Raw genomic sequence first — 25719 nt, forward strand, 5'->3', positions numbered from 1 at the left:
ATCAGCGGGGGGGCTTGATGATGACCTGCGGGTCGAAGGTCACGTCGTAGCGCTCGGGCGCGCCGTTGCCGACCGTGATCGTCACCGTGCCGCCGATCACCAGATCGACCAGATAGCCGGCGGCGTCCGACGCGACCTGGGTCTGCTGGATGAAGCCGGCAATGACCTGATCGGTGCCGGTCAGCGCGCCGGGATGGCGTGCCACATAGGCCGGCGACGGCGGCGCGGCATTGGCGGCCACGGTCAGGCGCGACGACGGCGTGTAGAAGATGGCGTTGTCCCAGGCCAGATCGGCGATCTGGCTGGCGCTGCCGAGGTCGTTGGCGATGGTCAGGCGGTAGAGCACCAGCCCCACGCCGGACGACACGTTCTGGTCGTAGTTGATGACCTCGTAGGGCAGCATCAGATGGTCGTCGGCGCTGCTGCTGCGGTGCAGCCGCAGATAGCGGCACGAGGCCAGCGCCGGTGCGTTCAGGGCGACTGGGTTGTGCACCTTGATGACGCTGGTGGGCAGGCTGAGGGTGACGTCGGTGTAGTTCGGGTTGCTCATGGCTCTCTTGCGGTGGTGGGGAAATCGATGCCGCGGCTGGCGGCCAGCGTGAGCAGGCCGCGTTCGCGGTAGTCGCTGCGGCGCAGCCGTTCGATCAGCTGCCGGGTGGTGGAATCGGGCGTGGCCGGCGCGGCCAGCAGCGCCAGCCGGGCTTCGAGCCGCAGCGGCGCCGGCAGCGCGGCGCCGTCGGCGGCGTCGAGCTGGCGCAGCCGGGCCTGGGCCGCGTCGATGCGGGCGGCGTCGTGGCTGCGCTGGGCGAGCGCCAGCCGGTCGAGCCAGAGCCGCAAGGTCAGCGCGGGCGAGCCGGCGGCATGGGCCAGCCCGCGCTCGATGGCGCCGGCGGCGTCGGGCAGCCGGCCGGCCTCGGTCTCGACATGCGCGAGCGCGCGCTCGCAATGCGCCATCTGCTCGCGCGCATCGAGATCGGTGCCGGCTTCGGTGCGCCGGGCCAGCCGGGCCAGTGCGCCGGCGATGACGCTGCGCGCGCCGTCGGGCGTGGCACCGCCGGCCGGCGCCGGCAGCCGCGCCAGCGCGCAATCGACCTGACTGGCCTGGATGAGCCAGGGCAGGCGGCTGTCGTCGATGGCCAGGGCGCGCCGGGCATAGCCGCTGGCGCGTTGCAGCAGCGGCGCCGCGCCGGCTTCGTCGCCCAGTTCGATGCGCGCGCTGGCCTGGACCGACAGCAGCGTGGCGGCGCGCGCCAGCCACTGGCCTTCGCCGGGCCGGCGCTCGGCCACGCCGACCAGCAGCGCGGCGGCGCGCGCGGTCTCGCGCTCGATCTCGCCGATCCTCAGCTCGCGCCGCAGCGTGGCGGCCAGCCAGGCGATGCTGTCGCCGAGGTCGGCGGTCAGCGCGTCGTCATCCTCATGGCCGGTGCGCAGCGCCAGCTTGAGGTCGACCGAGCGCCGGAAATAGGCCAGCGCATCGGCGCTGCGGTTGGCTTCGAGCGCGACGCTGCCCAGGCTGTTGAGCGCATAGGCCAGCTCCTGGCGCGCCCCGCGGTCATCGGGTTGCAGCGCCAGCCAGCGTTCGGCGCTGGCGCGGTATTGCTCGAAGGCAAGGCTCGCGGCCGGCCAGTCGCGCCGGTCGAAGGCCAGCTGGCCGAGCCAGAAATGCAGCTCGCCGAGCAGCCGCAGCAGCGCCGGATCGTCGATGCCGGCCGGCACCGCCGGCAGCAGCGCGAGCGCGGCGCGCAACTGCTGCTCGGCGGTGTCGACATGGCCGCGCGCCTGCTCGACCTCGGCACCCACCTGCAAGGCGCGCGCATGCGCCATGCGCGTCGGCAGGTCGGCATCGCGGCGGTCGTCGGCCAGAAAATGCAGCGCCTGCTCGCTCACGTCGTTGAGCAGTTCGAGCCGGCCGATCGGGCGCAGCTTGTCGGCCAGGGTGCCGAGCATGAAGCTCATCAGCCCCTCGGCTTCGCGGCGCCGCTCGACCGCCGCTTCGCGCGCATTCCAGGCGGCGATCGCCAGCAGGCTGCTGACCACGGCCAGCAGCGCCAGCGCGGCAATGCCGAGCCGGCGCCGGCGCCGCAGCAGCGCGGCGCGGCGCGCCGAGGCGGCGAGCCAGGCACGCTCGGCGTCGGCCAGCTCGAGATCGCTGCCGCCGAGCAGCTCGCCGGCTTCTTCCAGCTGGCGGCCGGGCGGCAGCAGGAAGTCGGCCGACTGGCCCTCGGCCTGCCAGCGCGCCACCAGCGGCGCCACGCTGGCGCGCAGCCGCAGCGCGGCGCGATGGCGCTGCACCCAGTCGGTCACGCGCGGCCAGTGGCGGAACAGCGCCTCGTGGCTGGCCGAGAAGCAGGGTTCGCCGTCGAAGAATTCGGTCACCACCAGCCGCGCCGCCACCAGCGCATCGAGCAGCTGGCGCTCGTCGGTATCGCCGAGCTCTGCAAAGCGCACGCGCCGGCCGCCCACATGATCGTCGGCGCCGGTCACCACCAGCCGCGACAGCAGCCGGCCGAGCGCCGCCTGGGCCGATGGCGCCAGCCCGGCCACGGTCTGCTCGGCGCGCTTGCCGATCGCGCCCTCGACGCCGCCCATCGCCTCGTAGGCGGCAAAGGTGAGCAGGCCGCGCTCGCTGCGGCGCAGATACAGCTCGTCGAGCGCGTACTCGAGCAGCGGCAGCACCTCCTTGCCCTGGCTGGCGGCGTCGCGCAGCACATCGTCCAGATGCTCGCCGCCGGGCTTGACCTCGAAGCCCAGGCCGGCGGCGGTGGCCGGGTAGCGAATCATCTGGGCCAGCTCGCCGGGCGTCGGTGCCGGCACGTCGTACTGGCCGGCGCCGGCCTTGAGCCGCATCAGCTCGGGCAGCCGGGTGATCTGCGGATAGAACTCGTTGCGGCAGGCCGCCAGCACGAACACGCGCGGACAGGCCGCGAGCGCGGCCAGCAGCGTCAGCTGGGCCGCCAGCACCTCGGGCGTGAAGCCGGGCAGGGTGAAGAACTGCTCGAACGGATCGATCAGCAGATAGAGCCGGCCCGGCGGCGGCTCGGGCAGGCCGGCATGGCGTGCCAGCAGCGCGCCGACGGCGGCGTCGGGCGACAGGCTGAGCCAGTCGGCATCGACCGCCGGGCCGGCGGCGGCGTCGGCCGCGCTGGCCGCCGGCAGCGCGCCGGTCAGCCGCGCCGCCAGCGCGCGCCAGGGCTGGCGCGCGTCGGCGCCGTCGTCGGGCCGCAGCTGCACCACCGCCGCCGGCCGCGCCGGATGGCCCTCGGGCAGGGCGCGCAGCCGGGTCAGCAGGCCGGCGCGCAGCAGCGAGGTCTTGCCGCAGCCGCTCGCGCCGAGCGCCAGCAGAAAGCCGCTGCCGATTTCGCATTGGCGCTCGACTTTCTGCATCAATTCGGCAATTGCCTGATCGCGGCCAAAGAAGGAAGTGGCGTGATCGGCATCGAAAGGCTCCAGGCCGCGAAACGGACTCGACGACATTGCCGGCAAGGGCGGCGCAATCAGCGTTTCTTCGGCCACCAGGAATTCGACCGGCACCAGCACGCGATAGCCGCGCTTGCGAATGGTTTCGATGTAATGCGGCGCGGTGGCGCTGTCGCCCAATACCCGGCGCAATTGCGCAATGGTCTTGTGCAGCGGATTGTCGCCGGTATCGATGCCGGCCCAGCATTCGTCGAGCAATTGGTCGGCCGACACCACCGCGCCATTGGCACGGGCCAGGCAAAGCAATACATCCATGCAGCGCGGCTCGATCTGCACCCGCAATCCGGCGCGCGTCAGGCCGTTTTCCGCCGGCAATGCCAGCCAGTCACCCAGCCGGAATGGCGCGCTGTCGATGGCGGAAACGGGAAGGGAATCGGTACGACGGTTCATGGAAGGAATTCCGGGCCTGCGCCAGGTGGGCGACGGTGTCGCCGGATGAGCATGGTCGCCGAATTGAGCCGGGCACCAGCCTCGCTGGTGGCCCGATTTTTTACCTGACGAATACCTGAGCGTCGGTGAAATCGTGAACTACTTCACGAATTCGACTGGCAGAAGGTTTCCGGAAGGCCGGATCGGGCGTCGCGGCAGAGATTGGCATCGACGACCTGCCAGCGCCGCTCCGGATTCCGGACGGCATTTCCTCCCAGAACCCGTGCCAGCCTGAACCGATCATTTCCATGAGCAACATGACTCTCGTCAATCGTGCCGACGATGCCACTGCCGTGCGGGTCGCCATTTACAAGCGGCCGATCATGCAGACCGCGCTGGGCACGATCGCCTGGCGCGTCATATCGCTTCCGGCCGGCGCCAGCTGGCAATTGTGGGTCGAAAGCGCTTATGAAATCGAGGCGCGCATTCATGGCCAGTTTCCCGAAGTGGCGAATGACGAGGAAACCGGTCCGGTGGCGGTGCCATTCGACGGCGCGGGAATGGATTGCGTGATCGAAGGCGGTCCGGCGCTGCATATCCTGCCGCGCGCCATTTCGGCGGGCGCAGTCAATTACGGCGAAGTGCGGGTCGAAAACCGGACCCGCCATGAAGTCTGGGTCAAGGTACTCAAGGATTCGTTGCCGCTTTATTGGTCGTTTGTGGTGATGCCGGGCCAGACCCGCGCCGAGGATTTGCGCCAGCCCTTTTATCTGGCGGTGGTGCCGAACGATGTCGGCCCCGGCGACCGATTGGACGATGTGGCGCTGCTGAGCACGCAGACGCCGGTGGTGGAGGGCGGCGTGGTCGTGATCCGCGGCAGCGCGGGGCGCCATGTCGCCGAACTTTTTCGTGACCCTGCCGCCGGCCAGCGCCTGCGGTCCTGCTGATGTCAACCGATCAGTTCCAGGAGATGCCCATGAGAACCGAGATGCTTGCCCTGTCCCTGCCCGTCGGTCTGCCGCCCGCGCCCGAACCGCGCGAACGCGACGTGGTGCGTGAATGCCTGGAGCGGGTGGCCGCGTCGCCGCAGTTCGCGCGCTCGCGCCGGCTGTCGCGGATGCTGCGCCATGTGGTGCTGGCCACCCTGGCCGGCCAGCGCCGCGAACTCAGCGAGATGGCCATCGGGCTGGCGGTGTTCGACCGCCTGCCATCCAGCTACAACCCGGGCGAGGATCCGATCGTGCGGGTGCAGGCGCGCCGCCTGCGCGACAAGCTGGCGGCGTATTACGAAGCCGGCGGCCGGGCCGATCCGGTGCGCATCGTGATGCCCTGCGGCGGCTATGTGGCGGTGTTCCGCGCCGGCCCGTCGGCGGTCGAGCCGGCGCCCGAGCCGGGCGGCAATCCGCTCGCCGCGCCGGCGCTGTTCGCCTCCAACGATGCGGTGCTGCGCGAGCGCAGCCTGGTCGCCGCCGGTCCGGCCGAGCCGCCGGCCGCGCCGGCCGAGACCGGCACCGCCAATCTGGTGCGCGAATGGATGCTGGCCGCCAGCGCGGCGGCCGAGAGCGGCGGACCCGGCAGCATCGTCGTCACGCCGCTGGCCAGCCTCGGGCTCGATGCCGACGACCGGCTGTTCGTCGACGGACTGAACGAGGAGCTGATCGGCGCGCTGAGCCGGGCCGCCGACAGCGGCGCGCCGGGGCTGGCCGGGCTGCATGTCTGCGCCCAGCGCCTGGGCGACTACCGCGTGACCGCGCCCGCCGGCCTGCGCAGCTGCGTGCTCGAAGGCAGCATCCGGCGCGCCGGCGACCGGGCCCGCGCCTCGCTGCGGCTGTCGCGTGTGGCCGACGGCCGGGTGCTGTGGACCGGCCAGTTCGACGAATGCATCGTCGGCGGACTGGCGGCGCAGGAAGCGCTCTGCGCTGCGGTGCTGACCGCCATCGCCGGGCTCGGACTCACCGGCGGCGCGAGCACGCCGGCGCGCGCATGACAGGCGCCGGCCGACTGCTTAGGCTGCCGGCTCCGCCCCTGCGTCCGCGTCCTCCATGCCCAATCCGCCGTTCCGTCCCGCCCTTGTCCTTGCCCTGCTGACCGGCGTTGCGCTGCTGATCGCCGCCTGCTCGCGGCCCGCATCGCCACCCGCCGAGACCGCGCCACGCCCGGTCAAGCTGCTGATCGTCAACATGTTTGCGCCCGAGGCCCAGCCCTTCATCGACGGCCTCAAGCTCGACCAGAGCATCGCCGTGCCCGGCCTGCCGCCCGAGTCGCCCGCCGTGCGCTGCAATGCCGACGACGTCTGTCAGGTCACCACCGGCATGGGCCATGCCAATGCCGCCGCCACGCTCACCGCGCTGCTGTTCAGCCGCCAGTTCGGCTTCAGCCGCAGCTATTTCCTCATCGCCGGCATTGCCGGCATCGATCCGGCGCGCGGCACGCTCGGCAGCGCTGCCTGGGCCAGCTGGCTGATCGACACCGGTCTGGCCTGGGAAATCGATGCGCGCGAGCTGCCCGCCGGCTGGCGCAGCGGCCTGTTCGGCATCAACACCAAGGGCCCGGGCGAAAAGCCGCCGCTCGACTACAAGACCGAAGCCTTCCGGCTCGACGAGGCGCTGGTCGCGCGCGCCTATGCGCTCAGCCGCGCGGCGCCGCTGGAGGACAGCCCCGAGGCGGTGTTCTATCGCGCCCACTGGACCAGCGCGCCGGCCAACCAGCCGCCCGCCGTCCTCCGCTGCGACACCGCCAGCGGCGACACCTGGTGGCATGGCGAACTCCTCGGCAACCATGTGCGTGAATGGAGCAAGCTGCTCAGCGACGGCGCCGCCGACTACTGCACCACCCAGCAGGAAGACAACGCCAGCTACGAGGCGCTCAAGCGCGGCGCCAGCGCCGGCCTGCTCGACCTGAAGCGAGTGGCGGTGCTGCGCAGCGGCAGCAATTTCGACCGGCCCTATCCGGGCCAGACCGCCTACGACTCGCTGGCGCAATCGGTGTCGGGCGGCTTCGTGCCGGCCACGCGCAATCTGCTGAATGCCGGCCGACCCTTCATCGACGACGTGGTCGCGCGCTGGGACAAGTGGAAGGACGGCGTGCCGGCGAACTGAGCTGGTCAGACCAATGACCGCTGCGTCGCCCGGGGCATCGCGGCAGCCGGATTGGCGCACCGGTCATCGGCTGGCCGGCCGGCTTGCGTAGAACTACGTAGCCCGGATCGGTACTACTTCGGTTGCCTTTCGGCGCCAGCGTCCCGGACACTCGCGTCCTGATCGGCCCTGACGCTGGTCACACCAACGAACCAGCCGCCGTCCGGCCGGCTGGCAAACAACAAGATCCGATGGAGACAGAGTGAATCCACTTCTGCGATTCGCCCACGGCATCGATGCGCTCAACGAGCGGGTCGGGCGGGCGGCGGGCTGGCTGGTGCTCGCTGCCGTGGTCATCAGCGCGCTCAATGCGGTCGTCCGCAAGGCCTTCAACTACAGCTCGAATGCCTTTCTTGAAATCCAGTGGTACCTGTTCGCCGGCGTGTTCCTGCTCGGCGCGGGCTACACGCTGCTGCGGCAGGAACATGTGCGCATCGACGTGCTGCTGTCCAAGTTCTCGCGCCGCACCCAGGTGACGGTCGAGCTGTTCGGCTTCGTGTTCTTCCTCGCGCCCTTCGTGCTGCTGGTGCTCGATCTGGGCGTGCCGTACTTCCTGCGCGGCTTGCAGTCGGGCGAGATGTCGAGCAGCTCGGGCGGGCTGATCCGCTGGCCGGTCTATCTGCTGATTCCGGTGGGCTTTGCGCTGCTGGGCCTGCAAGGGATTGCAGAGTTCATCAAGCGGCTGGCCTTCCTCATGGGCCGCGCGCCCGATCCGGGCAGCAAGACCGAAGGCAAGACCGCCGAGCAGGAGCTCGCCGAATTCCTGCTGGCCCAGCGCGAGGCCGCCAAATGATGGAACTCGTCGCAAGCAACATGGCGCCGGTGATGTTCGCCGGGCTCATCGTGTTTCTGCTGCTGGGCTTTCCGGTGGCGTTTTCGCTCGCGGCCTGCGGGCTGTTCTTCTCGATCGTCGGCATCGAGCTGGGTGTGCTGCCGGCGTCGCTGATGCAGGCGCTGCCGCTGCGCATCTTCGGGATCATGCAGAACGAGACGCTGCTGGCGATCCCGTTCTTCACCTTCATGGGGCTGATCCTGGAGCGCTCGGGCATGGCCGAGGATCTGCTCGACACCATCGGCCAGCTGTTCGGGCCGGTGCGCGGCGGGCTGGCGTTTGCCGTCATCTTTGTCGGCGCGATGCTGGCGGCCACCACCGGCGTGGTCGCGGCCTCGGTGATCTCGATGGGCCTGATCTCGCTGCCGATCATGCTGCGCTACGGCTACGACCGCCGCGTGGCCTCCGGCGTGATTGCCGCGTCGGGGACGCTGGCGCAGATCATTCCGCCGTCGCTGGTGCTCATCATCATGGCCGACCAGCTCGGCAAGAGCGTCGGCGATCTGTACAAGGGCGCCTTCGTGCCGGGCTTCGTGCTGACCGCCATGTACGTCGGCTACATCGTGCTGGTCGCGGTCTTCAAGCCGCACATGGTGCCGGCGCTGCCGGCCGAGGCCCGCACCATCCGCGAAAGCGACGGCAGCAGCGGCCTCAAGTCGCTCGGCTTTCTCACGCTGCTGTCGGTCGTGTGCGCCGTGGCCTTCGCCAAGAGCCGGCCGGCCACGGTGGCGACCGACGAGCTGATCGTGACCGCCATGTGCGTGGGCATCGGCATCGCCTTCGTGCTGTCGCTGGCCAACAAGCTGTTCAGGCTCGGCCTGCTCAGCAACATGGCCGAGCGCGTGACCTTTGTGCTGATCCCGCCGCTGGCGCTGATCTTTCTGGTGCTGGGCACCATCTTTCTCGGCGTGGCCACGCCGACCGAGGGTGGCGCGATGGGTGCCTGCGGCGCGCTCATCATGGCCTTCTCGCGCCAGCGGCTCGACCTCAAGTTGATGAAGCAGGCGATGGACAGCACGCTCAAGCTGTCCACCTTCGTGGTGTTCATCCTGCTCGGCTCCACGGTGTTCAGCCTGGTGTTCCAGGGCGTCGACGGTCCGCGCTGGGTCGAGCATCTGCTCACCGCCTTGCCGGGTGGCCAGCTCGGTTTCCTGATCGTGGTGAACCTGCTGATCTTCTTCCTGGCCTTCTTCCTCGATTTCTTCGAGCTCAGCTTCATCGTCGTGCCGCTGCTCGGGCCGGTGGCCGACAAGCTCGGCATCGATCTGGTGTGGTTCGGCGTGCTGCTGGCGGTCAACATGCAGACCTCGTTCATGCATCCGCCGTTCGGCTTTGCGCTGTTCTATCTGCGCAGCGTGGCGCCCGTTAAGGACTACATCGACCGCATCACCGGCCGCAATGTCGAGCGCATCCGCACCGAGCAGATCTACTGGGGCGCCGTGCCCTTCGTGCTGATCCAGATCGTGATGGTCGGACTCATCATCGCCTTCCCCGGCATCGTTTCCACCAGCAAGGAGGCGGCGGGAACCATCGATGCCGACAAGGCGCTGCAGGAGATGTCGGTGCCCGGCGACGATCCCTTCGCCGCACCGGCCTACGAGACGCCGGCCGATCCCGGCGCCGCGCCGACCGAGCCGGCCACGCCCCAGCCCGGCGCCGCGCCGGTCGAGGAGGAAGACCCGATGAAGGCGCTCGAACGCGACCTCAAGCGCGACAACAAGAACTGACACGCTTCATCCGGCCGGGGCACGAACCCCGGCCGCCACCCGAGGAGACAGCAGCAAATGGAACGTCGATCGTTCATCGGCAAGACCGGCATCGCCGGTATCCTGGCCGCCGGCAGTGCGCCGGCCATCGTCCATGCCCAGACCGCGCTGCGCTGGCGGCTCGCGTCGAGCTTTCCCAAGTCGCTCGACACCATCTACGGCACCGCCGAAGTGTTCGCCAAGAAGGTCGGCGACCTGTCGGGCGGCAAGTTCCAGATCTCGGTGCATGCCGCCGGCGAACTGATGCCGGCCTTCGGCGTGGTCGATGGCGTGCAGCAGGCCACGGTCGAGGCGGCGCATACCGCGCCCTATTACTTCTTCGGCAAGGACGACACCTTCGCGCTTGGCTGCGCGATTCCCTTCGGCCTCAATTCGCGCCAGATGACGGCCTGGATGTACGAAGGCAACGGCCTCAAGTTGATGCGCGCCTTCTACGCCAAGTACGACATGGTGAATTTCCCGGGCGGCAATTCGGGCGCGCAAATGGGCGGCTGGTATCGCAAGCAGGTCAAATCGCTTGAAGACATCAAGGGCCTCAAGATGCGCATTTCCGGCTTTGCCGGGAAAGTGCTGGAGCGCATGGGCGGCGTGCCGCAAAGCCTGCCGGGCGGCGAGATCTATCAGGCGCTCGAAAAGGGCACCATCGACGCGGCCGAATGGATCGGCCCCTATGACGACCTGAAACTCGGCTTCAACAAGGTGGTGAGCTTCTATCACTACCCGGGCTGGTGGGAAGGCGGTCCGGAATTCGAGTTCTTCATCAACCAGAAGGCCTATGACGCGCTCAATCCCGAATACAAGGCGATCGTCGAAGCGGCCTCGGCCTATGCGCATATCGACATGCAGGCCAAGTACGACGTGCGCAATCCGCCCGCGCTCAAGACGCTGGTGAGCAGCGGCACCAAGGTCGTGCCGTTCCCCAAGGATGTGATGGATGCGGCCTTCAAGCACTCGATGGAGCTGTACAGCGAATTGAGCGCCAAGAATCCGGAATGGAAAAAGATCTACGACGATCTTTCGGCCTTCCGCAAGGACCAGAACCTGTGGTTCCGGTTTACCGAAGCCACATTCGACCGCTACATGCAATCGGTTCAACTCTGATCGCCTCAGGCCGGCCCGGCGCAATTGCCGGGCTGCCACGACGGCCGGCATCGCGAGATGCCGGCCGTTCTCATTTGCGGCCGGGCTTTCCGGGGCTTCGGCCGGCGCCGCAAGCGGCGCTGCATCCCGCATTCGGGTGAGCGCTCGCGGCCGGCTGCGACGGAGTGACGACTAGTTCTCGTTCGTCGCTTGCAATCGCTTACGTATGCCGCCGGCGCATGTCAAAACCGCATGCCGCGCGGCATCGCGCGCGCTGTCCGCAGCTGTGGCCCGAGGGCCGAAGCCTCCCAAACGCGCCTGCCAGAACCCCGCCTCCATGACCTCGCCGAAGGAACCGGTCGATTCGATCGAACTCGATGCATCGTGGCCCGACGACGCCCGCGCGCCGACGCATGAAGCCGCGCCGAGCTGGCCGGCGCGCCGGCCGCTGCCCGATTTCCGGCGCCACGAGCGGGCCTTTCTCAAGCGGCTGCTCATCCTGCTTGGGCTGTCGGGGCTGTATTTCCTGCTCGGCTGGCAGCGCTTGCAGCCCGAGTCGGTCGGCGAATGGCTGGCGCCGACCTATGCCGAGATGCATGAATCCGGCCGCGAGGACTGCGGCCGCTATGCCGACGATCTGGTCGCGAGCATTGCCTCAGCCGCGCCCGAGCTGCGTCCGCTGGCCGGCGGCGGCAAGGCCGAGCTCTGCGCCTGGCGCCACGACATCGCCGACATGCTCGGCAGCGCCGCCGGTGCCAGCAGCACCGCCATCGCCAATCTCGATGTGGGCGCGGCCGACTTTCCCTGGTCGGACGTGAAGGTGCGGCTGACCCGCGTCATCCAGGCGCGCCTGCCCGACGGCCGGCTGCGCAGCCTCGTCAGCGATGAAAGCCTGACGGTCCGCAACCGCCTGTTCGGTCTCGAAATCGCGCGCGCCGAGTTGCGCGTGCGCTTCGACGACGGCGCACCGGCATCCATGCCCTGAAGCGCGGACGGCGCGGGGGCGGGCTCCGGGCGCACGGTTAACATCGGCGCCCCGAACGGCGCCCGGCCGCTCGGCCCGAACAACGCAAACAGGAGTTCGCGCATGCAGCGACGCGCTTTCATTGGCAAGACCGGCATGGCCGGCATTCTCGCGGCGGGGGCCGCGCCGGCAGTGGTGCATTCGCAAGCGACGATCCGCTGGCGGCTCGCGTCGAGCTTTCCCAAGTCGCTCGATGCGCTGTTCGGCACCTCGGAAGTGCTGGCGAAGAAGGTCGCCGACATGACCGGCGGCAAGTTCCAGATCTCGGTGCATGCGGCCGGCGAACTGGTGCCGCCATTCGGCGTGGTGGATGCGGTGCAGAACGAGACCGTGGAAATGGCCCATACCGCGCCGTATTACTTCTTTGGCAAGGACGACACCTTTGCCATCGGCTGCGCGATTCCCTTCGGGCTCAATTCGCGCCAGATGACGGCCTGGATGTTCGAGGGCAACGGCCTGAAGCTGATGCGGGCGTTTTACGCCAACTACAACATCGTCAATCTGCCGGGCGGCAATACCGGCGCGCAAATGGGCGGCTGGTATCGCAAGCAGATCAAGTCGGTGGCCGACATCAAGGGCATGAAGATCCGGATCTCGGGATTTGCCGGCAAGGTCATCGAGCGCATGGGCGGCGTGCCGCAAAGCCTGCCGGGTGGCGAGATCTATCAGGCGCTCGAAAAAGGCGCGATCGATGCCGCCGAATGGACCGTGCCTTATGACGACCAGAAACTCGGTCTGCAACGCGTGGCGCCGTTCTATCACTACCCGGGCTGGTGGGAAGGCGGACCGGAACTCGATTTCTTCATCAATACCAAGGCCTGGAACGGTCTGCCGGCCGAATACCGCGCGGTGCTGGAAGCGGCGGCGAGCAGTGCCCATGTGTGGATGCAGGCGCGCTACGACGCCCACAATCCGCCGGCGCTCAAGCAATTGGTGGCAAGCGGAACCAAGGTGGTCGGCATGCCGAAGGACGTGATGGATGCGGCCTTCAAGCACACCATGGATATCTGCAATGAATTGAGCGAGAAGAATCCCGAATGGAAGAAGGTCTATTCGGATTATTCGGCGTTTCGCAAGGACCAGAATCTCTGGTTCCGTTTCTGCGAAACCGGCTTCGATCGCTACATGCAGGCGGCCCAGCTCTGACGCGCGGGCCGGGCCTCAGCCGGTGCTGGCGGTATTGGCCAGGCGGTCGAGTTCGGCCACCAGCCCGGCGACCCGGGCCGCCAGCGTCTCGGCGCGCTCGGCCTCGTCGCCGCTCAGGGCCGGCGTGGCCGGCGTGAGACCGGCTTCGAGCGCGGCGGCGGCATGCTGCACCTGGGCCGCGCCGATGCTGCCGGCGGCGCTCTTGAGCGTGTGGGCGCGCTGCGACAGCAGGTCGCGGTCGGCATCGGCGGCAGCTTGGCGCAGCCGCGCCGGATCGTCGCGGTGGGTGTCGGCAAACAGCCGCAGCAGCCGCAGATAGGTGCCGGCATTGCCGCAGACCAGCGCCAGCCCGCTGCGCGGATCGAGGCCGTCGATGCGCTGGACCCGTTGCAGCGCCAGCGTCTCGCGGTCGGCCGGCGCTGCCGGCAGGGCGCGACCGGCGCCGCTGCCGCCGCCCGGCAGCCAGCGCAGCAGCGTGGTGTAGAGCGTCTGTGGATCGGTCGGCTTGGTCACGAAGTCGTTCATGCCGGCGGCGGCGCAGGCTTCGCGGTCCTGCTCGAAGGCATTGGCGGTCATGGCGACGATGGGCAGCGCAGCCCGGTCGGGCAGGGCGCGGATCGCGCGGGTGGCGGCCAGGCCGTCGATGCGCGGCATCTGCATGTCCATCAGCACCAGGTCGTAGCGGGCCGCCTTCACCATCTCGATGGCGGCCACGCCGTCCTCGGCCACGTCCACCACCAGGCCGACGGCGGCGAGCTGCTCGACCGCCACTTCGCGGTTGACCGGATGGTCCTCGGCCAACAGTACGCGGCGACCCTGATGGCGCTCGCGCAGCAGCGCTTCGGCGCGGGCCGCGCCCAGGCTCGGTTCGGTGACCACGCCGGCGCGGCCGCGCGCCAGCCGGGCGGTGAACCAGAACCGGCTGCCGATGCCGGGCTCGCTGCTGGCGCCGGCCTCGCCGCCCATCAGCCGCGCCAGCCGCAGCGTGATGGCCAGCCCGAGCCCAGTGCCGCCGTGGCGCCGGGTGGTCGAGGCGTCGGCCTGCTCGAAGGCTTGGAACAGCCGCGGCAGCTGGTCGTGCGCCACGCCGATGCCGGTATCGGCCACCTCGAAGCGCACCAGCACCGTGTCGCCGGCGGGCTCGATCAGCTCGGCGCGCAGCGCGATCGCGCCGTGCTCGGTGAACTTGACCGCATTGCCGGCGTAATTGAGCAGCGCCTGACGCAGCCGGGTCGGATCGCCGCGCAGCCAGTCGGGCACGCCGTCGTGCTCGATGGTCAGCACCAGCCCCTTGGCCTCGGCCTGCGGCAGCACGATGGAGCGCACATGGTCGAGCATCGCGGCCAGCGCGAAGTCGGTCTGCTCCAGCTGCAACTGGCCGGCCTCGATCTTCGACAGGTCGAGGATGTCGTTGATGATCGACAGCAGATGGTTGCCGGCGGTGTCGATCTTGCCGAGCTTCTCGGCCTGTTCGGGCGTGGCGCCGGCGCGTCGCAGCAGCCGCGCCAGACCGAGGATGGCGTTCATCGGCGTGCGGATTTCATGGCTCATGTTGGCCAGGAATTCGCTCTTGGCACGGTTGGCCAGCTCGGCGCGGCGGCGCGCCTCGGCCAGTTCGCGGGTGCGGCTCTCGACCAGCTCTTCCAGCCGGTGCCGATGCGCCTCCAGCTCGGCGGCGTCGCGCTGCTGGGCGGTCACGTCCTGCTTGACCGCGACGTAATGGCTGATGTTGCCGTCGCCGTCGCGCAGCGGCGTGATGATCGCGATCTCGGTGAATTCGCTGCCGTCGCGGCGGCGGTTGAAGAACTGGCCGCGCCAGGGCCGGCCGGCGGTGAGCGTGGCCCACATGTCGGCATAGGTTTCCACCGGCGTGCGGCCCGATTGCAGCAGCTTGGGATTGCGCCCGAGCACTTCCTCGCGGCGCCAGCCGCTCACGCGCACGAAGGCGTCGTTGACGTACTCGATGTTGGCCTGCAGGTCGGTGATGACGATGCTTTCCGGGCTCTGCTCGACCGCGCGCGACAGCTGGCGCAGCCGGTCGCGGTCGCGGCTGCGCTCGGTCATGTCGCGCGAGATGCCGAACACGCCGACGATGCGTTCGCCGTTGCGCAGCGGGCCCTTGGTGGTGGCGAGCACGCGCGGGCCGTCGTCGAGCATGAGCTGGGTTTCGCCGGTGACGGTCTTGCCGCTGTCGAGCACGATGCGGTCGAGCGCCATCGCGGCGGCGGCCTGGGCCGGCGGCATCAGCGCCGTGTCGTCGCGGCCCAGCACCTCGGCCTCGCGCTTGCCGGTCAGGCGGCAGGCGGCGGCGTTGAACAGCAGATAGCGACCCTGCTCATCCTTGGCAAAGATCGCGTCGTCGGAGCTGTGCACCAGGGTGTCGAGCAGGCTCAGCGCGCGCACCCGGGCGTCCTGGGCTTCGCGCGCCGCGCGCTCCAGCGTCAGCTCGCGCTGCTGGCGGCGCAGGTGCACGGTGGCGGCCGCCAGCATGAAGGCGGCGATGCCGGCCAGCACCACCCACAGCGCATCGCGCAGCGTGGCTTCGAGCAGCTCGCTGCGATCGATCTTGGCGACCAGCAGCCAGTGGCTGTCGGGCACCGGCCGCACCATGCCGAACACCGCCACGCCGCGATAGTCGACGCCCCAGCCGGCGCTGCCCGGATGCAGCTCGCCGCGCACCGCCTGGGCCGCCAGCGAATCGCCGCGGTCGAGCGGCATGAGCGTGGTGAGGGCGGCGCTCGGCCGGTTGCGCGGCGCGCTCAGCACCCGCAGCCGATCGGCCTCGGTGCCGACCAGCAGCGTCTCGCCGGTGGCGCTGGGCGTGGGCCAGCCGTCGAGCAGCGGATCGAGCGTGCGGCTGGGATCGATGCGCAGCACCGCCACCGCGCGCTGGCGGCCGTCGCGGCCCGACAGCACGGCGATCAGGTCGAGCCGAGCATGGCCGTCGGCGTCGGCATAGGGGCCGACGACTTCGCCGCGTGGCAGGGCGCTGCCGGTGCCCAGGCCGCTGCCGGCGACGGCGCCGGCGATGCCGGCGGCCAGTTCGGGCGGAATCGAGCCGAAGGAGCCGGCCGAATGCCAGAGCAGCTGGCCGCCGAGGCTGAACAGCGCGATGTCGCCGAAGGGCTCGTTGATGCGCAGCGCGCCGAGCTGGCCGACCAGGCTGTCGCGCGCCGCCCGGTCGCCGGCCTGCCAGCGTTCGGCCAGCTCGCCCCAGACCGGGTTGTCGCGCACGAAGCGGGCATCGTTCAGGCGCTCGGCGAGCCAGTTGCCGACCTGACGCGTGCGCAGATCGGCGATCGCCTCGATGCGCGCCACCACCGTGTCGCGGTGCTGCACATAGGCATAGAACACGCCGAACAGGGTCAGCGGCGCGACCAGCAGCGCCGGCCAGAGCACCGCCGGCAGGGTGAAGGGCGCGGCGCGCGATCCGGTCGGGCCGGGGGCCGCCGCGCCCGGTTGGCGCGCCGTGGTCTCGCGGGCGGCGCGGGCCTCGTCCTCGGCGCGGGCGCCGACCTCGGCGGCCGGGCGCGAGCGGCGCAGCAGCAGCCGGTACAGCAGCCAGGCCGTCAGCGCGATGAAGCCCAGCCCTTTCATCACATCGGCCAGCTCATGATCGACCGCATCGGACAGCAGCCGGTTGATGGCCAGGTCCGACAGGAAGATCCACGCGCCTGACGCCGTCGCGTAACCCAGCGCGATCGAGCCGGCCGTGGCGCGATCGGCCGGAGCAATCGGTGCGGGCGGGCGGGCGGAAACGTCGATCGGCGGCAACTGGCGAGCTCCGGTGGCGGGATGTGAAGGGCAGCCGAAGGATTGTAGGCGGCCGGTGCGGCGGTCGATCAGGGCGAAAAAAAAGCCATTCGGCCTGCGCCGGATGGCTTGTGAACATGCGGCACCGGGGCGCCGCACGGGTCAGAGACGATGTGGCTCAGTGCGGAATCATGCCGGGCAGCCAGTAGGCCTGGATGAGCGTGATGATCCCGACGATGGTCGCGAAGAACAGGCTGTGGCGCACGGTGAAGCGGAACAGGTCCGACTCCTTGCCGACCAGGCCGACCGAGGCGCAGGCCACGGCGATCGATTGCGGCGAAATCATCTTGCCGGTCACGCCGCCGGTGGTGTTGGCCGCCACCAGCAGGGTGTCGGGCACGCCGATCTGGTGCGCGGTGGTGGCTTGCAGCGAGCAGAACAGCGCATTCGCCGAGGTGTCCGAGCCGGTCAGGAACACGCCGAGCCAGCCGAGGAAGGGCGAGAAGAACGGGAAGGCGGCACCGGTGCCGGCCAGCACCAGCGCCAGCGTCGACGACAGGCCCGAGTAATTGGCCACGAAGGCGAACGCCAGCACCATGCCGATGGAATAGATCGGGCGCTTCAGGTCGTTGAGCACTTCGCCGAAGGTCTTGAGGCCTTCCATCGGCTTGAGCTTGAGGATGACCATCGAGATGATCGCGGCGAACAGGATCGCGGTGCCGGTGGCCGACAGGAAATCGAACTTGTAGATCGCGTCATACGGCTTGTCGCTCGACACGATGGGCACGGTCTTGATGACCAGGTTGTGCAGATGGGGCACTTCGAACTTGACGATCCAGTGCTCGAACGCACCGCCCTTGTCGAACATGGCCTTGAACGGCTTCAGGCTCCAGATCGTGACCAGCGCGGTCAGGATCACGAACGGCGACCAGGCCTTGAAGATCTGGCCCGCCGAGTAGCCCGAGGGCTTGCCCTTGCCGCCGCCCACCGAGGTGATGCCGGCACCGGCCACGGCCGAGGCGCCGACGCCGCCGGCGGTGGCGAAGCGGAAGGTCTCCTTCGGATGCCAGACCTTCAGGAACACGGTCAGGCAGATCAGGCTGACCAGCGCCGAGGTGATGTCCGGCAGTTCGGGGCCGACATAGCTGGCGGTGAAGAACTGGGTCACGGCGAAGCTGCCACCGGCCACCAGCACGGCGGGCCAGGTGTCCTTCACGCCCTTCAGGCCGTTCATCATGAACACCAGCCAGAACGGCACGAACAGCGACAGCAGCGGCAGCTGATGGCCGGCCATCTTGCCGATCAGGAAGGGGTCGATGCCCGTGACCTTGCCGGCCACGAGAATGGGAATGCCCATCGCGCCGAAGGCCACCGGCGCCGTGTTGGCGATCAGGCAGAGCCCGGCCGCGTACAGCGGGTTGAAGCCCAGGCCCACCAGCAGCGCCGCCGTGATGGCGACCGGCGCGCCGAAGCCCGCCGCGCCTTCCAGGAAGGCACCGAACGAGAAGCCGACCAGCAGCATTTGCAGGCGCTGGTCGTCGGTGATCGACAGGATCGACGCGCGAATGATGTCGAACTGGCCGGTCTTGACCGTCACCTTGTAGAGGAATACCGAGCACACGATGATCCAGGCGATCGGCCAGATGCCGTACATGAAGCCGTAGCCGGCGGCAGCAAAGGCCATGTCGGCCGGCATGCCGTAGGCAAAGATGGCGATGGCGAGCGACAGCGCCACGGTGATGGTGCCGGCGATGTGGCCCTTCATGCGCAGCACGGCCAGCGCGACGAAGAAGAACACGACGGGGATGACCGCAACGAGGGCTGACAGCGTCAGGCTCCCGAGCGGTAAGTAGGTCTGGGTCCAGGTGGGCATGGGTTCGATCTCCTGCGTGCGGCCGTCGAAACGCGGCCGCTGTGCATCAAGGGTTGGCGGGATGGGTCAGTGGGAGGCGGGTTGCGCGCAGTCGTCGAGGAGCGCTTCGAGGCTGCGATACGGAATGCCGGCATGCGACGCGAGGCCGATCTGGCAGGTGCGGCTGGCCGACATGCCGCTCGCGCATCCGGCCGGCAGGGCAGGCTTGAGGCGACGCAGGCTGTTGGCATTGAGTTCGGGCAGGCTGAAGCCCTTGTCGCCGGCAAAGCCGCAGCAGGCGATGTCGGGCACGGTGACTTCGGCCGAGCACTTTTTGGCCAGCGCGACCAGCTTGGCGCCGCTGCCGGCGCGCGCGGTGCTGCACGGGATGTGGACGGCGAGCGTGCCGGGCTTGGGCGTGATGGCGAGGCGCGGCGCGATGCGGTCGGCCATGAAGCTCACCGCGTCATGCAGTTGCAGCCGGGCGTCGAGCTTGCCGGCGCGTTGCGCCTCGATCAGGCGCAGCGCGCAGGGCGCGTTGTCGAGATAGACCGGGATGCGGCCTTCGTCGCTGGCGGCAAGCAGGGCGGCGCCGGTGCGCGCGAGTGCGTGATCGGCGGCGGCCGTGGCGCCCTTGCTCTCGAACGGCTGGCCGCAGCACAGGCTCTTGCGCTCGGCCACATGCAGCGGCGCGAAGCCGGCCTTGGCGAACAGGCTGAAGGTGGAATCGGCAAGGTTGTCGCCGCCCTCGGCGCTCTCGGCAAACGCGCGGTTGACGCAGCTGCCAAAGAACACCACCGGATCGGGCTTGCGCGCCGCGGCAGTGCCGCCGGCGTTGAATTGCAGCGGCCCGACCGGCGCGTCCGGTCCGGCGCTGGCGGCGCCCGGCGTGGCCGACGGCGCCACCGGCAGCAGCGGAAACACCCGATGCGCGGCGCGGTTGATGGCGGTCGTCGCATCCTTGCCGATCAGCCCGCGCGCGAGCTTGAGCGCGCCGAGTCCGGCGCGCGCGCCGCTCACCACCGCGCCCAGATTGGCCTCGACCTTGTCGGCGATGCCGGCGTGCTTGGCCGGGCCGCGCAGCTTCTTCACCAGATCGCCGGTGTTGATGCCGACCGGGCAGCGCGTGGCGCACATGCCGGTCGCGGCGCAGGTGTCGAGGCCGGCCCACTGGTAATCGGCTTCGAGCGTGGCGAGCAGGCCGGCATCGCTGCCGTCGCGGCGCAATTGCTGAATGCGGCGCCAGGTCACGATGCGCTGGCGCGGCGTCAGCGACAGGCCGTTGCTCGGGCAGGCCGGCTCGCAGAAGCCGCATTCGATGCAGCGGTCGACCAGCGCATCCGCCGCCGGCATCTGCTTGAGATGTTCGAGATGGATGTTGGCGTTGGCGCTGATGATGACGTCGGGATTGAGCAGGCCGCGCGGATCGAAGATGCGCTTGATCTCGCACATCACGGCGTAGGCCTCGTCGCCCCATTCGAGCTTGACGAAGGGCGCGACATTGCGGCCCGTGCCGTGCTCGGCCTTGAGCGAGCCGCCGAATTCCACCGCGACCAGCTCGCCGACCGCGTCCATGAAATCGCTGTAGCGCTTGACCTCGGCCGGGCTCTCGAAGCCGGGCGCGAACACGAAGTGCAGATTGCCTTCGAGCGCATGGCCGAAGATCAGCGCCTCGTCATAGCGGTAGCGGTCGAACAGCTCGGTCAGGCGCAGCACGCCTTCGGCCAGCTTCTCGACCGGGAAGGCCACGTCCTCGATGACGCAGGTCGTGCCCACCGGCCGCACCGCGCCCACCGCCGGGAACAGCCCCTTGCGCACCGCCCAGTAGGTTTCGCCGACGACCGGGTCGGTCGAGAAGCCGCTGTTGGCGCGCGGCGTGAAAGCCGCGACCGTGGCATCGACGGCGGCGCAGCGCGCGGCCAGCAAAGAGGCATCGGCGCCACGGGTTTCGATCAGCAGCGCGGCGGCGTTCGGCGCCTGCTCGCGGTAGAGGAATTCGGGCAGGCCCTTCTTGCTCTGCACCGCCAGGATCGAGCGGCGGTCGACCAGCTCGACCGCATCGACCGCACCGCCGTCCTTCAGCGCGGTCACGGCGCGGCAGCAATCCTCGAGCTCGTCGAACAGCACCAGGCAGCTGGCCTTGTGCGGATGGTCGGGCACGGTGTTGTAGGTGATGCCCGAGATGAAGCCGAGCGTGCCTTCCGAGCCGATCATCAGATGGGCCAGCATCTCGACCGGATCGGCGAAGTCGATCAGCGCGTTGATGCCGTAGCCGGTGGTGTTCTTGAGCCGGTACTTGCGCCGCACCTTGGCCTCCAGCTCGGCATTGCCGCGGATGAAGGCCGACAGCGATTCGAGCTGGCGCAGCAGTTCGCCATGCGAGCCACGGAAGGTGGCGACGCTGGCGGCATCGCCGGTATCGAGCAGCGTGCCGTCGGCCAGCATCACGCGCAGCGAGGCCAGCGTGTGATAGCCGTTCTGCGCCGTGCCGCAGCACATGCCCGAGCTGTTGTTGGCGGCCATGCCGCCGATCTTGGCCGTCGCGATCGACGCCGGATCCGGTCCGATCTTGCGCACGAAGCGGCGCAGCGCGTCGTTGGCATGCTGGCCGATCACGCCCGGTTGCAAGCGGATGCGCAGGCCGTCGTCGAGCACCTCGATGCCGGTCCAGCCGTCGCCGATCACCACCAGCACCGAATCGCTCACCGCCTGGCCCGACAGGCTGGTACCCGCCGCGCGGAAGGTCACGGCCACGCCGTGCTCATGCGCGAGCGCCAGGATCGCGCCGACCTCGGCCTCGTTGGCCGGATAGGCCACGATCTGCGGCACGAGGCGATAGAAGCTCGCGTCGGTGCCGTAGGCGAGGGTGCGCGTCGGATCGGTGATGAGCCGGGCGCGCGGCATGCGCTGCTCGAGTGCGGCGAGAAAGGCCTGATGCTGTGGCGACATGGATCGTGGTCGAGGTTTGTCGTTCTGTCTTTTGGGCCGAGCAAGGCCCTGCGGCCGAGCCGCATGGGTCTTGCGTGTGGGGGCAGGTCTCTTCGGCTCGGGCCGGTCAGTGCTTGCCGGCCGCGCGTTCGCGCATCAGGTCGTGCAGCGATTTCTTCGCGGGCGTGAGCGGAATGCGGTGGATGGTCCAGCCGAGCTGCTGCTTCGGCGCGAGGGCGCGGAAGCGCGTCGCGAGCCACGAGTAGGCGCGATAGCGCAGCGCGCCCGCGTGCACGAAGCGCCACATCCGCCACGCGAGGCTGATGGTCGCGTTGTGCGCCGCGCCCTGGCCGCGCAGCGCATGCGCCACGGTCTGCTCGGGATTGCGCGTGGCTTCCTCGCGCAGGCGCATCAGCATTTCGGGGATGGGAATCTTCACCGGGCAGACCTCGCCGCAGGCGCCGCACAGGCTGCTCGCGGTCGGCAGGTCTTTCGTGTTCTCAAGCCCCAGCAGGTGCGGCGAGATGATCGAGCCGATCGGGCCCGGATAGGTCGTGCCGTAGGCATGGCCGCCCACGCGGGCGTAGACCGGGCAGTGGTTCATGCAGGCGCCGCAGCGGATGCATTGCAGCGTCTTGCGCAGCTGGGCGTCGGCATAGGCCTGACTGCGGCCGTTGTCGAGCAGCACCAGATGCACTTCGCGCGGGCCGTCCATCTCGCCGGGCCGGCGCGGGCTGCTGATCATGTTGAAGTAGGTCGTCACCGGCTGGCCGGTGGCCGAACGCGGCAGCAGCGAGTACAGCGGCGGGATGTCGCTGAAGTGCTCGACCACCTTCTCGATGCCGGTGATCGCGATGTGCATGTCGGGCACGGTGGTGCACATGCGGCCGTTGCCTTCGTTCTCGACGAGGCAGAGCGTGCCGGTCTCGGCCACCGCAAAGTTGACGCCCGAGATGCCCACGTCGGCCTGCACGTAGAGGTCGCGGATCGCGTGGCGGCCGATGTGGATCAGCTGATCCACGTCTTCGGTATAGGGCGTGTCGGGCAGGCGCTCGTGAAAGAGGCGCGCGATCTGCACCTTGGTCTTGTGGATCGCCGGCATGACGATGTGGCTCGGCTTCTCGCCCGCGAGCTGGACGATGTATTCGCCCATGTCGCTCTCGATCGCCACGATGCCGTGGTGTTCCAGGTGATGGTTCAGCTCGGTTTCCTCGCTGACCATCGACTTGCCCTTCACCGCCAGCGTGCCGCCGCGCGCCGCGATCAGGCCCTGGATGATGCCGTTGGCTTCCTCGGGCGTCTCGGCCCAGTGCACCTTCACGCCGTTGGCGGTGAGCTTGGCTTCGAGCGTTTCGAGCAGCGTCGGCAGCTTGCTCAGGCAGCGCTGGCGTACCTGCTCGCCGAGCGTGCGCAGGGCTTCCAGCTCGGCGGCGTCGGGGAACTGGGCCGCGCGCTTCGACATGAGGAAGTCCATCGCGCCACGGAAGCTGCGACGCAGGCTGGCGTCGTCGAGCGCGTCGTGGGCGCGCGCCTTGAACTTGCGCGACGGCATGAAATCGAGCGGCTGGGGCTCGGGCACGCCGGCCGGGCGCGCGGCGTGGTCGGCGCCATGCGTGGGCAGAAAGTGGCCGGCCTTGGCCTTGAGATCGACGGCTTGCACGGGTGCGTTCACAGGCTGTTCTCCAGCGCGGCGATGTCGAGGTTGTCGGGCACGACCAGCAGCAGCACCAGCTCGCGCGGGCCGTGGGCGCCGTAGGCCAGCGTCTGCTGGATGTCGCTGGTCTTGGACGGGCCGGAGATCAGCAGCGCATTGGTCGGCATGCCGCTCGCGGCCCAGCCTTCGCGCGTGACCGCCTCGTGGAAGTTGGCGTAGAGCTTTGCGCCATCGGCCAGCGCGAAATGCACCGGCGGCACCAGGCTTTGGGTGCGCGGCTCGGCGGCGTCGGGCCAGAGGATGAGGCTGCCGGTCTCGGCAATGCCGGCGCGCGTGGTCGTGAAGCCGGCATCGACGGTGTGGAACAGCTCGGCCTTCCACTGCTCGATGGGGCGGTCGTAGCCGAGCAGACGGGGCGCGGCGGGCAGGGTACTCACGGCCTCGGCGGCGCGCGCGCCGTGCGGCGTGCTCTGGGCAAGCAAGAGGCTGCGGATGCCCTTGGCCTGCACCACCTCGGCCAGCTTGGCCGGCCAGCTCGCTTCGCGCACCAGGTAGAGCTCGGTATGCACTGCCCGCATCGCGCGCACGAAGCGCAGCAGCTTTTCCTCGGCCGACCAGCCGGGCGTGGCGACGGCGTAATAGCCGGCCACGTCGCCGCTGGCGGCGGCGGCCGTCCAGTGCGCGGCGAGGTGATGCGGATCGCGCGTGATGTGGGCGGCGGCGCTGTGGCCCACGGCCGGGGTCGCGGCGTCGGCGGCGGTCTCGGCCACCGCGGCGCGCAGCTTGCCGAGGATGCGGTCGCGTGCGGTCACGGCGCTGCCGTGGCCCGGGGCGCCATGCCCGGCGCTGTCGCCGTGGCTGCTGGATGCGGGATGCGCGCTCATTTCTTCCCTCCGGTGCGTTCCAGCAGAAAGCTCGCGATGTGCCGGCCCTTGAACTTGCGGCCGTCCTTGGCGAACTTGCCGTTGATGTTGAGCAGGCAGCCGCCGTCGGCGGTGATGAACTCGTCGGCGCCGGTGCCGGCCAGCGCGGCCGTCTTGTCGGCCACCATCGCGCCGGAAATGTCCGGATGCTTGATCGAGAAGGTGCCGCCGAAGCCGCAGCATTCCGATTCATGGTCGTGCACCACGCGCTGCACATTGGTCAGGCCATCCACCAGCGCCCAGCCGTTGGTGTGCACATTCATCTCGCGCCGCGCCGAGCAGGAGGTGTGCACCGCCACCTTCACCGGCTTGCCCTGGTCCTGCCACTGCACCTTGAGCACGTTGCGCAGGAAGTCGGTCAGCTCGACCACGCGCTCGGCGATGGCCTTGGCGCGCGCCTCGTCGGGCGTGCCCTCGAACAGCGTCGGCCAGTGGTGTTTCATCATCCCGCCGCACGAACCCGAGGGCACGACGATCGGCCAGGGCTGGTCGAACAGCCCCAGCTGCTGGCGCGCCACCACGCGCGCCTCGTCGGGCAGGCCGCTGGTGTAGGCCGGCTGGCCGCAGCAGCTCTGGCCTTGCGGGTAGTGAACGCGCAGACCTTCGCGCTCAAGCAGCGTGATCGCATCCAGGCCGGCCTCGGGCAGGAACATGTCCAGCAGGCAGGTCGAGAACAGATACACGTCGCGCGGTCGCGCGGCAGCTGCGGTCATGAGGCTTTCCTGACGGTGACGGCGGCGGCGAAAACGCGGCGCCGGGCGCCTGCAAATTCACTGGAATCGCTGTCTGGTTAATTGGTCAAACCAATATAAGACTGACAGGCGACGAATTTAGGCAAGCACGCCGGCTCGGTCAACCGCATATTTCTCGGGGAAAACCCGATTGATTGCCGTGATGTGCAATTGGTCCGACCGGCTGGACGCAGGCTGATGTGCAGTCCGCATGCCTTGGGCTATCTTGGTATGACCAATCCAGAAATTGCCCCAACGGAGTTCCCCGCATGTCCGAGACCTCCCCGCCGATGCGGCGGCTCAACGTCACCAAGCTGTCGGACCAGATCGTGGTCCAGCTCGAAACCATGATCGTCGAGGGTTCGTTCAAGCCCGGCGACCGGCTGCCGCCCGAGCGCACGCTGGCCGAGCAGCTGGGCGTGTCGCGGCCGTCGCTGCGCGAAGCCATCCAGAAGCTGGCGGCGCGCGGCCTGCTGGCCAGCCGCCAGGGCGGCGGCACCTATGTGACCGACCAGCTCGACAGCGGCTTTGCCGACCCGTGGCAGGAAATGATCGGCAAGCATCCCGAGCTGCACCGCGACGTGCTGGAGTTCCGCCGCATGCTCGAAGGCACGGTGGCCGAGCTGGCCGCCGCGCGCGCCACCGACGCCGACCGCGAGCGCATCGGCCGCATCTTTGGCCAGATCGAGGCGTCGTACAGCAACGTGGCGGTCACGTCGAAGTTCGACGTGCAGTTCCATCAGGCCATCGCCGACGCGGCGCACAACGCGCTCTTCACCCACCTGAGTTCGAGCCTGCTGAGCATGTTGCAGACGCATATCCACGACAACGTGGCGAACCTGTTTCAGGTCGGGCCGGTGGCCGAGCAGCTGCTCGACCAGCACCGCGCGATCTGGATCGCGGTGCGCGATCGCGATGCCAAGGCGGCGCGCAAGGCGGCCGAGGCGCATATCGATTTTGTGGATGTGACGCTGAGCAGTTTGCGCGAGGAGGAGGTGCGCAAGCAGCGGGCGTTGCGGCGGACGGGGGGCTAGGGCTGAAGACCGC

Annotated in this window: 17 protein-coding genes; 9 read left to right on the forward strand and 8 right to left on the reverse strand. The window is 69.2% G+C overall.

Going from position 1 to position 25719, the window contains the following annotated elements; genetic code table 11:
- Position 1 precedes the first annotated feature (1 nt).
- On the reverse strand, positions 2-550 hold the full coding sequence (locus B9P64_RS08785) for a hypothetical protein (protein ID WP_085315830.1): 549 nt from the start codon (positions 548-550) through the stop codon (positions 2-4).
- The gene (locus tag B9P64_RS08790; RefSeq protein WP_085315831.1) at positions 547-3867 is read right to left on the reverse strand and encodes an nSTAND1 domain-containing NTPase; all 3321 of its coding nucleotides are present in this window, start codon (positions 3865-3867) and stop codon (positions 547-549) included. Before B9P64_RS08790 ends, B9P64_RS08785 begins: the two co-directional genes overlap by 4 nt.
- 287 nt (positions 3868-4154) lie before the next feature.
- On the opposite strand from B9P64_RS08790, the gene B9P64_RS08795 reads away from it, so the two are divergent.
- From B9P64_RS08795 to B9P64_RS08830, 8 genes are all read left to right on the forward strand, one after another.
- Positions 4155-4793: a hypothetical protein gene (locus B9P64_RS08795; RefSeq protein ID WP_085315832.1), complete on the forward strand. Its 639-nt coding sequence runs from the start codon at positions 4155-4157 to the stop codon at positions 4791-4793.
- A gap of 41 nt (positions 4794-4834) precedes the next feature.
- Positions 4835-5833 (forward strand): hypothetical protein, encoded by a 999-nt coding sequence (locus B9P64_RS08800; protein WP_139826213.1) that lies wholly within the window; start codon positions 4835-4837, stop codon positions 5831-5833.
- 55 nt (positions 5834-5888) lie between these two features.
- Positions 5889-6944, forward strand: coding sequence for a purine-nucleoside phosphorylase (locus B9P64_RS08805; RefSeq protein ID WP_085315834.1), 1056 nt, complete (start codon positions 5889-5891; stop codon positions 6942-6944).
- 241 nt (positions 6945-7185) lie between these two features.
- The gene (locus B9P64_RS08810) at positions 7186-7776 is read left to right on the forward strand and encodes a TRAP transporter small permease subunit (RefSeq protein ID WP_085315835.1); all 591 of its coding nucleotides are present in this window, start codon (positions 7186-7188) and stop codon (positions 7774-7776) included.
- A complete protein-coding gene (locus tag B9P64_RS08815) occupies positions 7776-9542 on the forward strand; it encodes a TRAP transporter large permease (protein ID WP_139826235.1) in 1767 nt (588 codons plus the stop codon). Before B9P64_RS08810 ends, B9P64_RS08815 begins: the two co-directional genes overlap by 1 nt.
- Before the next feature lie 57 nt (positions 9543-9599).
- Complete coding sequence (locus B9P64_RS08820) at positions 9600-10682, forward strand: TRAP transporter substrate-binding protein (protein ID WP_085315837.1); 1083 nt, start codon at positions 9600-9602, stop codon at positions 10680-10682.
- A 316-nt stretch (positions 10683-10998) separates the two neighbouring features.
- Positions 10999-11646, forward strand: coding sequence for a hypothetical protein (locus B9P64_RS08825; RefSeq protein WP_085315838.1), 648 nt, complete (start codon positions 10999-11001; stop codon positions 11644-11646).
- 102 nt (positions 11647-11748) lie between these two features.
- A complete protein-coding gene (locus B9P64_RS08830; RefSeq protein ID WP_085315839.1) occupies positions 11749-12831 on the forward strand; it encodes a TRAP transporter substrate-binding protein in 1083 nt (360 codons plus the stop codon).
- 15 nt (positions 12832-12846) lie between these two features.
- Here B9P64_RS08830 and B9P64_RS08835 read toward each other — a convergent pair whose 3' ends face one another.
- From B9P64_RS08835 to B9P64_RS08860, 6 genes are all read right to left on the reverse strand, one after another.
- Positions 12847-16605 (reverse strand): PAS domain S-box protein, encoded by a 3759-nt coding sequence (locus B9P64_RS08835; protein ID WP_085315840.1) that lies wholly within the window; start codon positions 16603-16605, stop codon positions 12847-12849.
- Between the two features lie 157 nt (positions 16606-16762).
- Positions 16763-18457, reverse strand: a complete 1695-nt coding sequence (locus B9P64_RS08840) for a lactate permease LctP family transporter (protein ID WP_085315841.1) — start codon at positions 18455-18457, stop codon at positions 16763-16765.
- Positions 18458-18523: 66 nt separating this feature from the next.
- On the reverse strand, positions 18524-21385 hold the full coding sequence (locus B9P64_RS08845; RefSeq protein WP_085315842.1) for an FAD-binding and (Fe-S)-binding domain-containing protein: 2862 nt from the start codon (positions 21383-21385) through the stop codon (positions 18524-18526).
- Between the two features lie 106 nt (positions 21386-21491).
- The gene (locus tag B9P64_RS08850) at positions 21492-22916 is read right to left on the reverse strand and encodes a LutB/LldF family L-lactate oxidation iron-sulfur protein (protein ID WP_085316023.1); all 1425 of its coding nucleotides are present in this window, start codon (positions 22914-22916) and stop codon (positions 21492-21494) included.
- 116 nt (positions 22917-23032) lie between these two features.
- Positions 23033-23902, reverse strand: a complete 870-nt coding sequence (locus B9P64_RS08855; RefSeq protein ID WP_085315843.1) for a LutC/YkgG family protein — start codon at positions 23900-23902, stop codon at positions 23033-23035.
- On the reverse strand, positions 23899-24654 hold the full coding sequence (locus B9P64_RS08860; protein ID WP_085315844.1) for a (Fe-S)-binding protein: 756 nt from the start codon (positions 24652-24654) through the stop codon (positions 23899-23901). Before B9P64_RS08860 ends, B9P64_RS08855 begins: the two co-directional genes overlap by 4 nt.
- A 287-nt stretch (positions 24655-24941) precedes the next feature.
- Here B9P64_RS08860 and B9P64_RS08865 point away from each other — a divergent pair, with 287 nt between their 5' ends.
- Entirely contained in the window at positions 24942-25706 is a 765-nt protein-coding gene (locus B9P64_RS08865; protein ID WP_085315845.1) for a GntR family transcriptional regulator, read from the forward strand.
- Positions 25707-25719: the final 13 nt, after the last annotated feature.

The sequence above is a fragment of the Derxia lacustris genome, assembly GCF_002105195.1.
In the GTDB taxonomy this organism is placed as follows: domain Bacteria; phylum Pseudomonadota; class Gammaproteobacteria; order Burkholderiales; family Burkholderiaceae_E; genus Derxia; species Derxia lacustris.

Excerpts from the sequence above, each read along its gene's own strand:
- B9P64_RS08790 (WP_085315831.1), bottom strand. The coding sequence starts at position 3,867 with ATGAACCGTCGTACCGATTCCCTTCCCGTTTCCGCCATCGACAGCGCG.
- B9P64_RS08855 (WP_085315843.1), bottom strand. The coding sequence starts at position 23,902 with ATGAGCGCGCATCCCGCATCCAGCAGCCACGGCGACAGCGCCGGGCAT.
- B9P64_RS08785 (WP_085315830.1), bottom strand. The coding sequence starts at position 550 with ATGAGCAACCCGAACTACACCGACGTCACCCTCAGCCTGCCCACCAGC.
- B9P64_RS08840 (WP_085315841.1), bottom strand. The coding sequence starts at position 18,457 with ATGCCCACCTGGACCCAGACCTACTTACCGCTCGGGAGCCTGACGCTG.
- B9P64_RS08830 (WP_085315839.1), top strand. The coding sequence starts at position 11,749 with ATGCAGCGACGCGCTTTCATTGGCAAGACCGGCATGGCCGGCATTCTC.
- B9P64_RS08825 (WP_085315838.1), top strand. The coding sequence starts at position 10,999 with ATGACCTCGCCGAAGGAACCGGTCGATTCGATCGAACTCGATGCATCG.
- B9P64_RS08800 (WP_139826213.1), top strand. The coding sequence starts at position 4,835 with ATGCTTGCCCTGTCCCTGCCCGTCGGTCTGCCGCCCGCGCCCGAACCG.
- B9P64_RS08795 (WP_085315832.1), top strand. The coding sequence starts at position 4,155 with ATGAGCAACATGACTCTCGTCAATCGTGCCGACGATGCCACTGCCGTG.
- B9P64_RS08815 (WP_139826235.1), top strand. The coding sequence starts at position 7,776 with ATGGAACTCGTCGCAAGCAACATGGCGCCGGTGATGTTCGCCGGGCTC.
- B9P64_RS08805 (WP_085315834.1), top strand. The coding sequence starts at position 5,889 with ATGCCCAATCCGCCGTTCCGTCCCGCCCTTGTCCTTGCCCTGCTGACC.
- B9P64_RS08850 (WP_085316023.1), bottom strand. The coding sequence starts at position 22,916 with ATGCCGTCGCGCAAGTTCAAGGCGCGCGCCCACGACGCGCTCGACGAC.
- B9P64_RS08845 (WP_085315842.1), bottom strand. The coding sequence starts at position 21,385 with ATGTCGCCACAGCATCAGGCCTTTCTCGCCGCACTCGAGCAGCGCATG.
- B9P64_RS08820 (WP_085315837.1), top strand. The coding sequence starts at position 9,600 with ATGGAACGTCGATCGTTCATCGGCAAGACCGGCATCGCCGGTATCCTG.
- B9P64_RS08860 (WP_085315844.1), bottom strand. The coding sequence starts at position 24,654 with ATGACCGCAGCTGCCGCGCGACCGCGCGACGTGTATCTGTTCTCGACC.
- B9P64_RS08865 (WP_085315845.1), top strand. The coding sequence starts at position 24,942 with ATGTCCGAGACCTCCCCGCCGATGCGGCGGCTCAACGTCACCAAGCTG.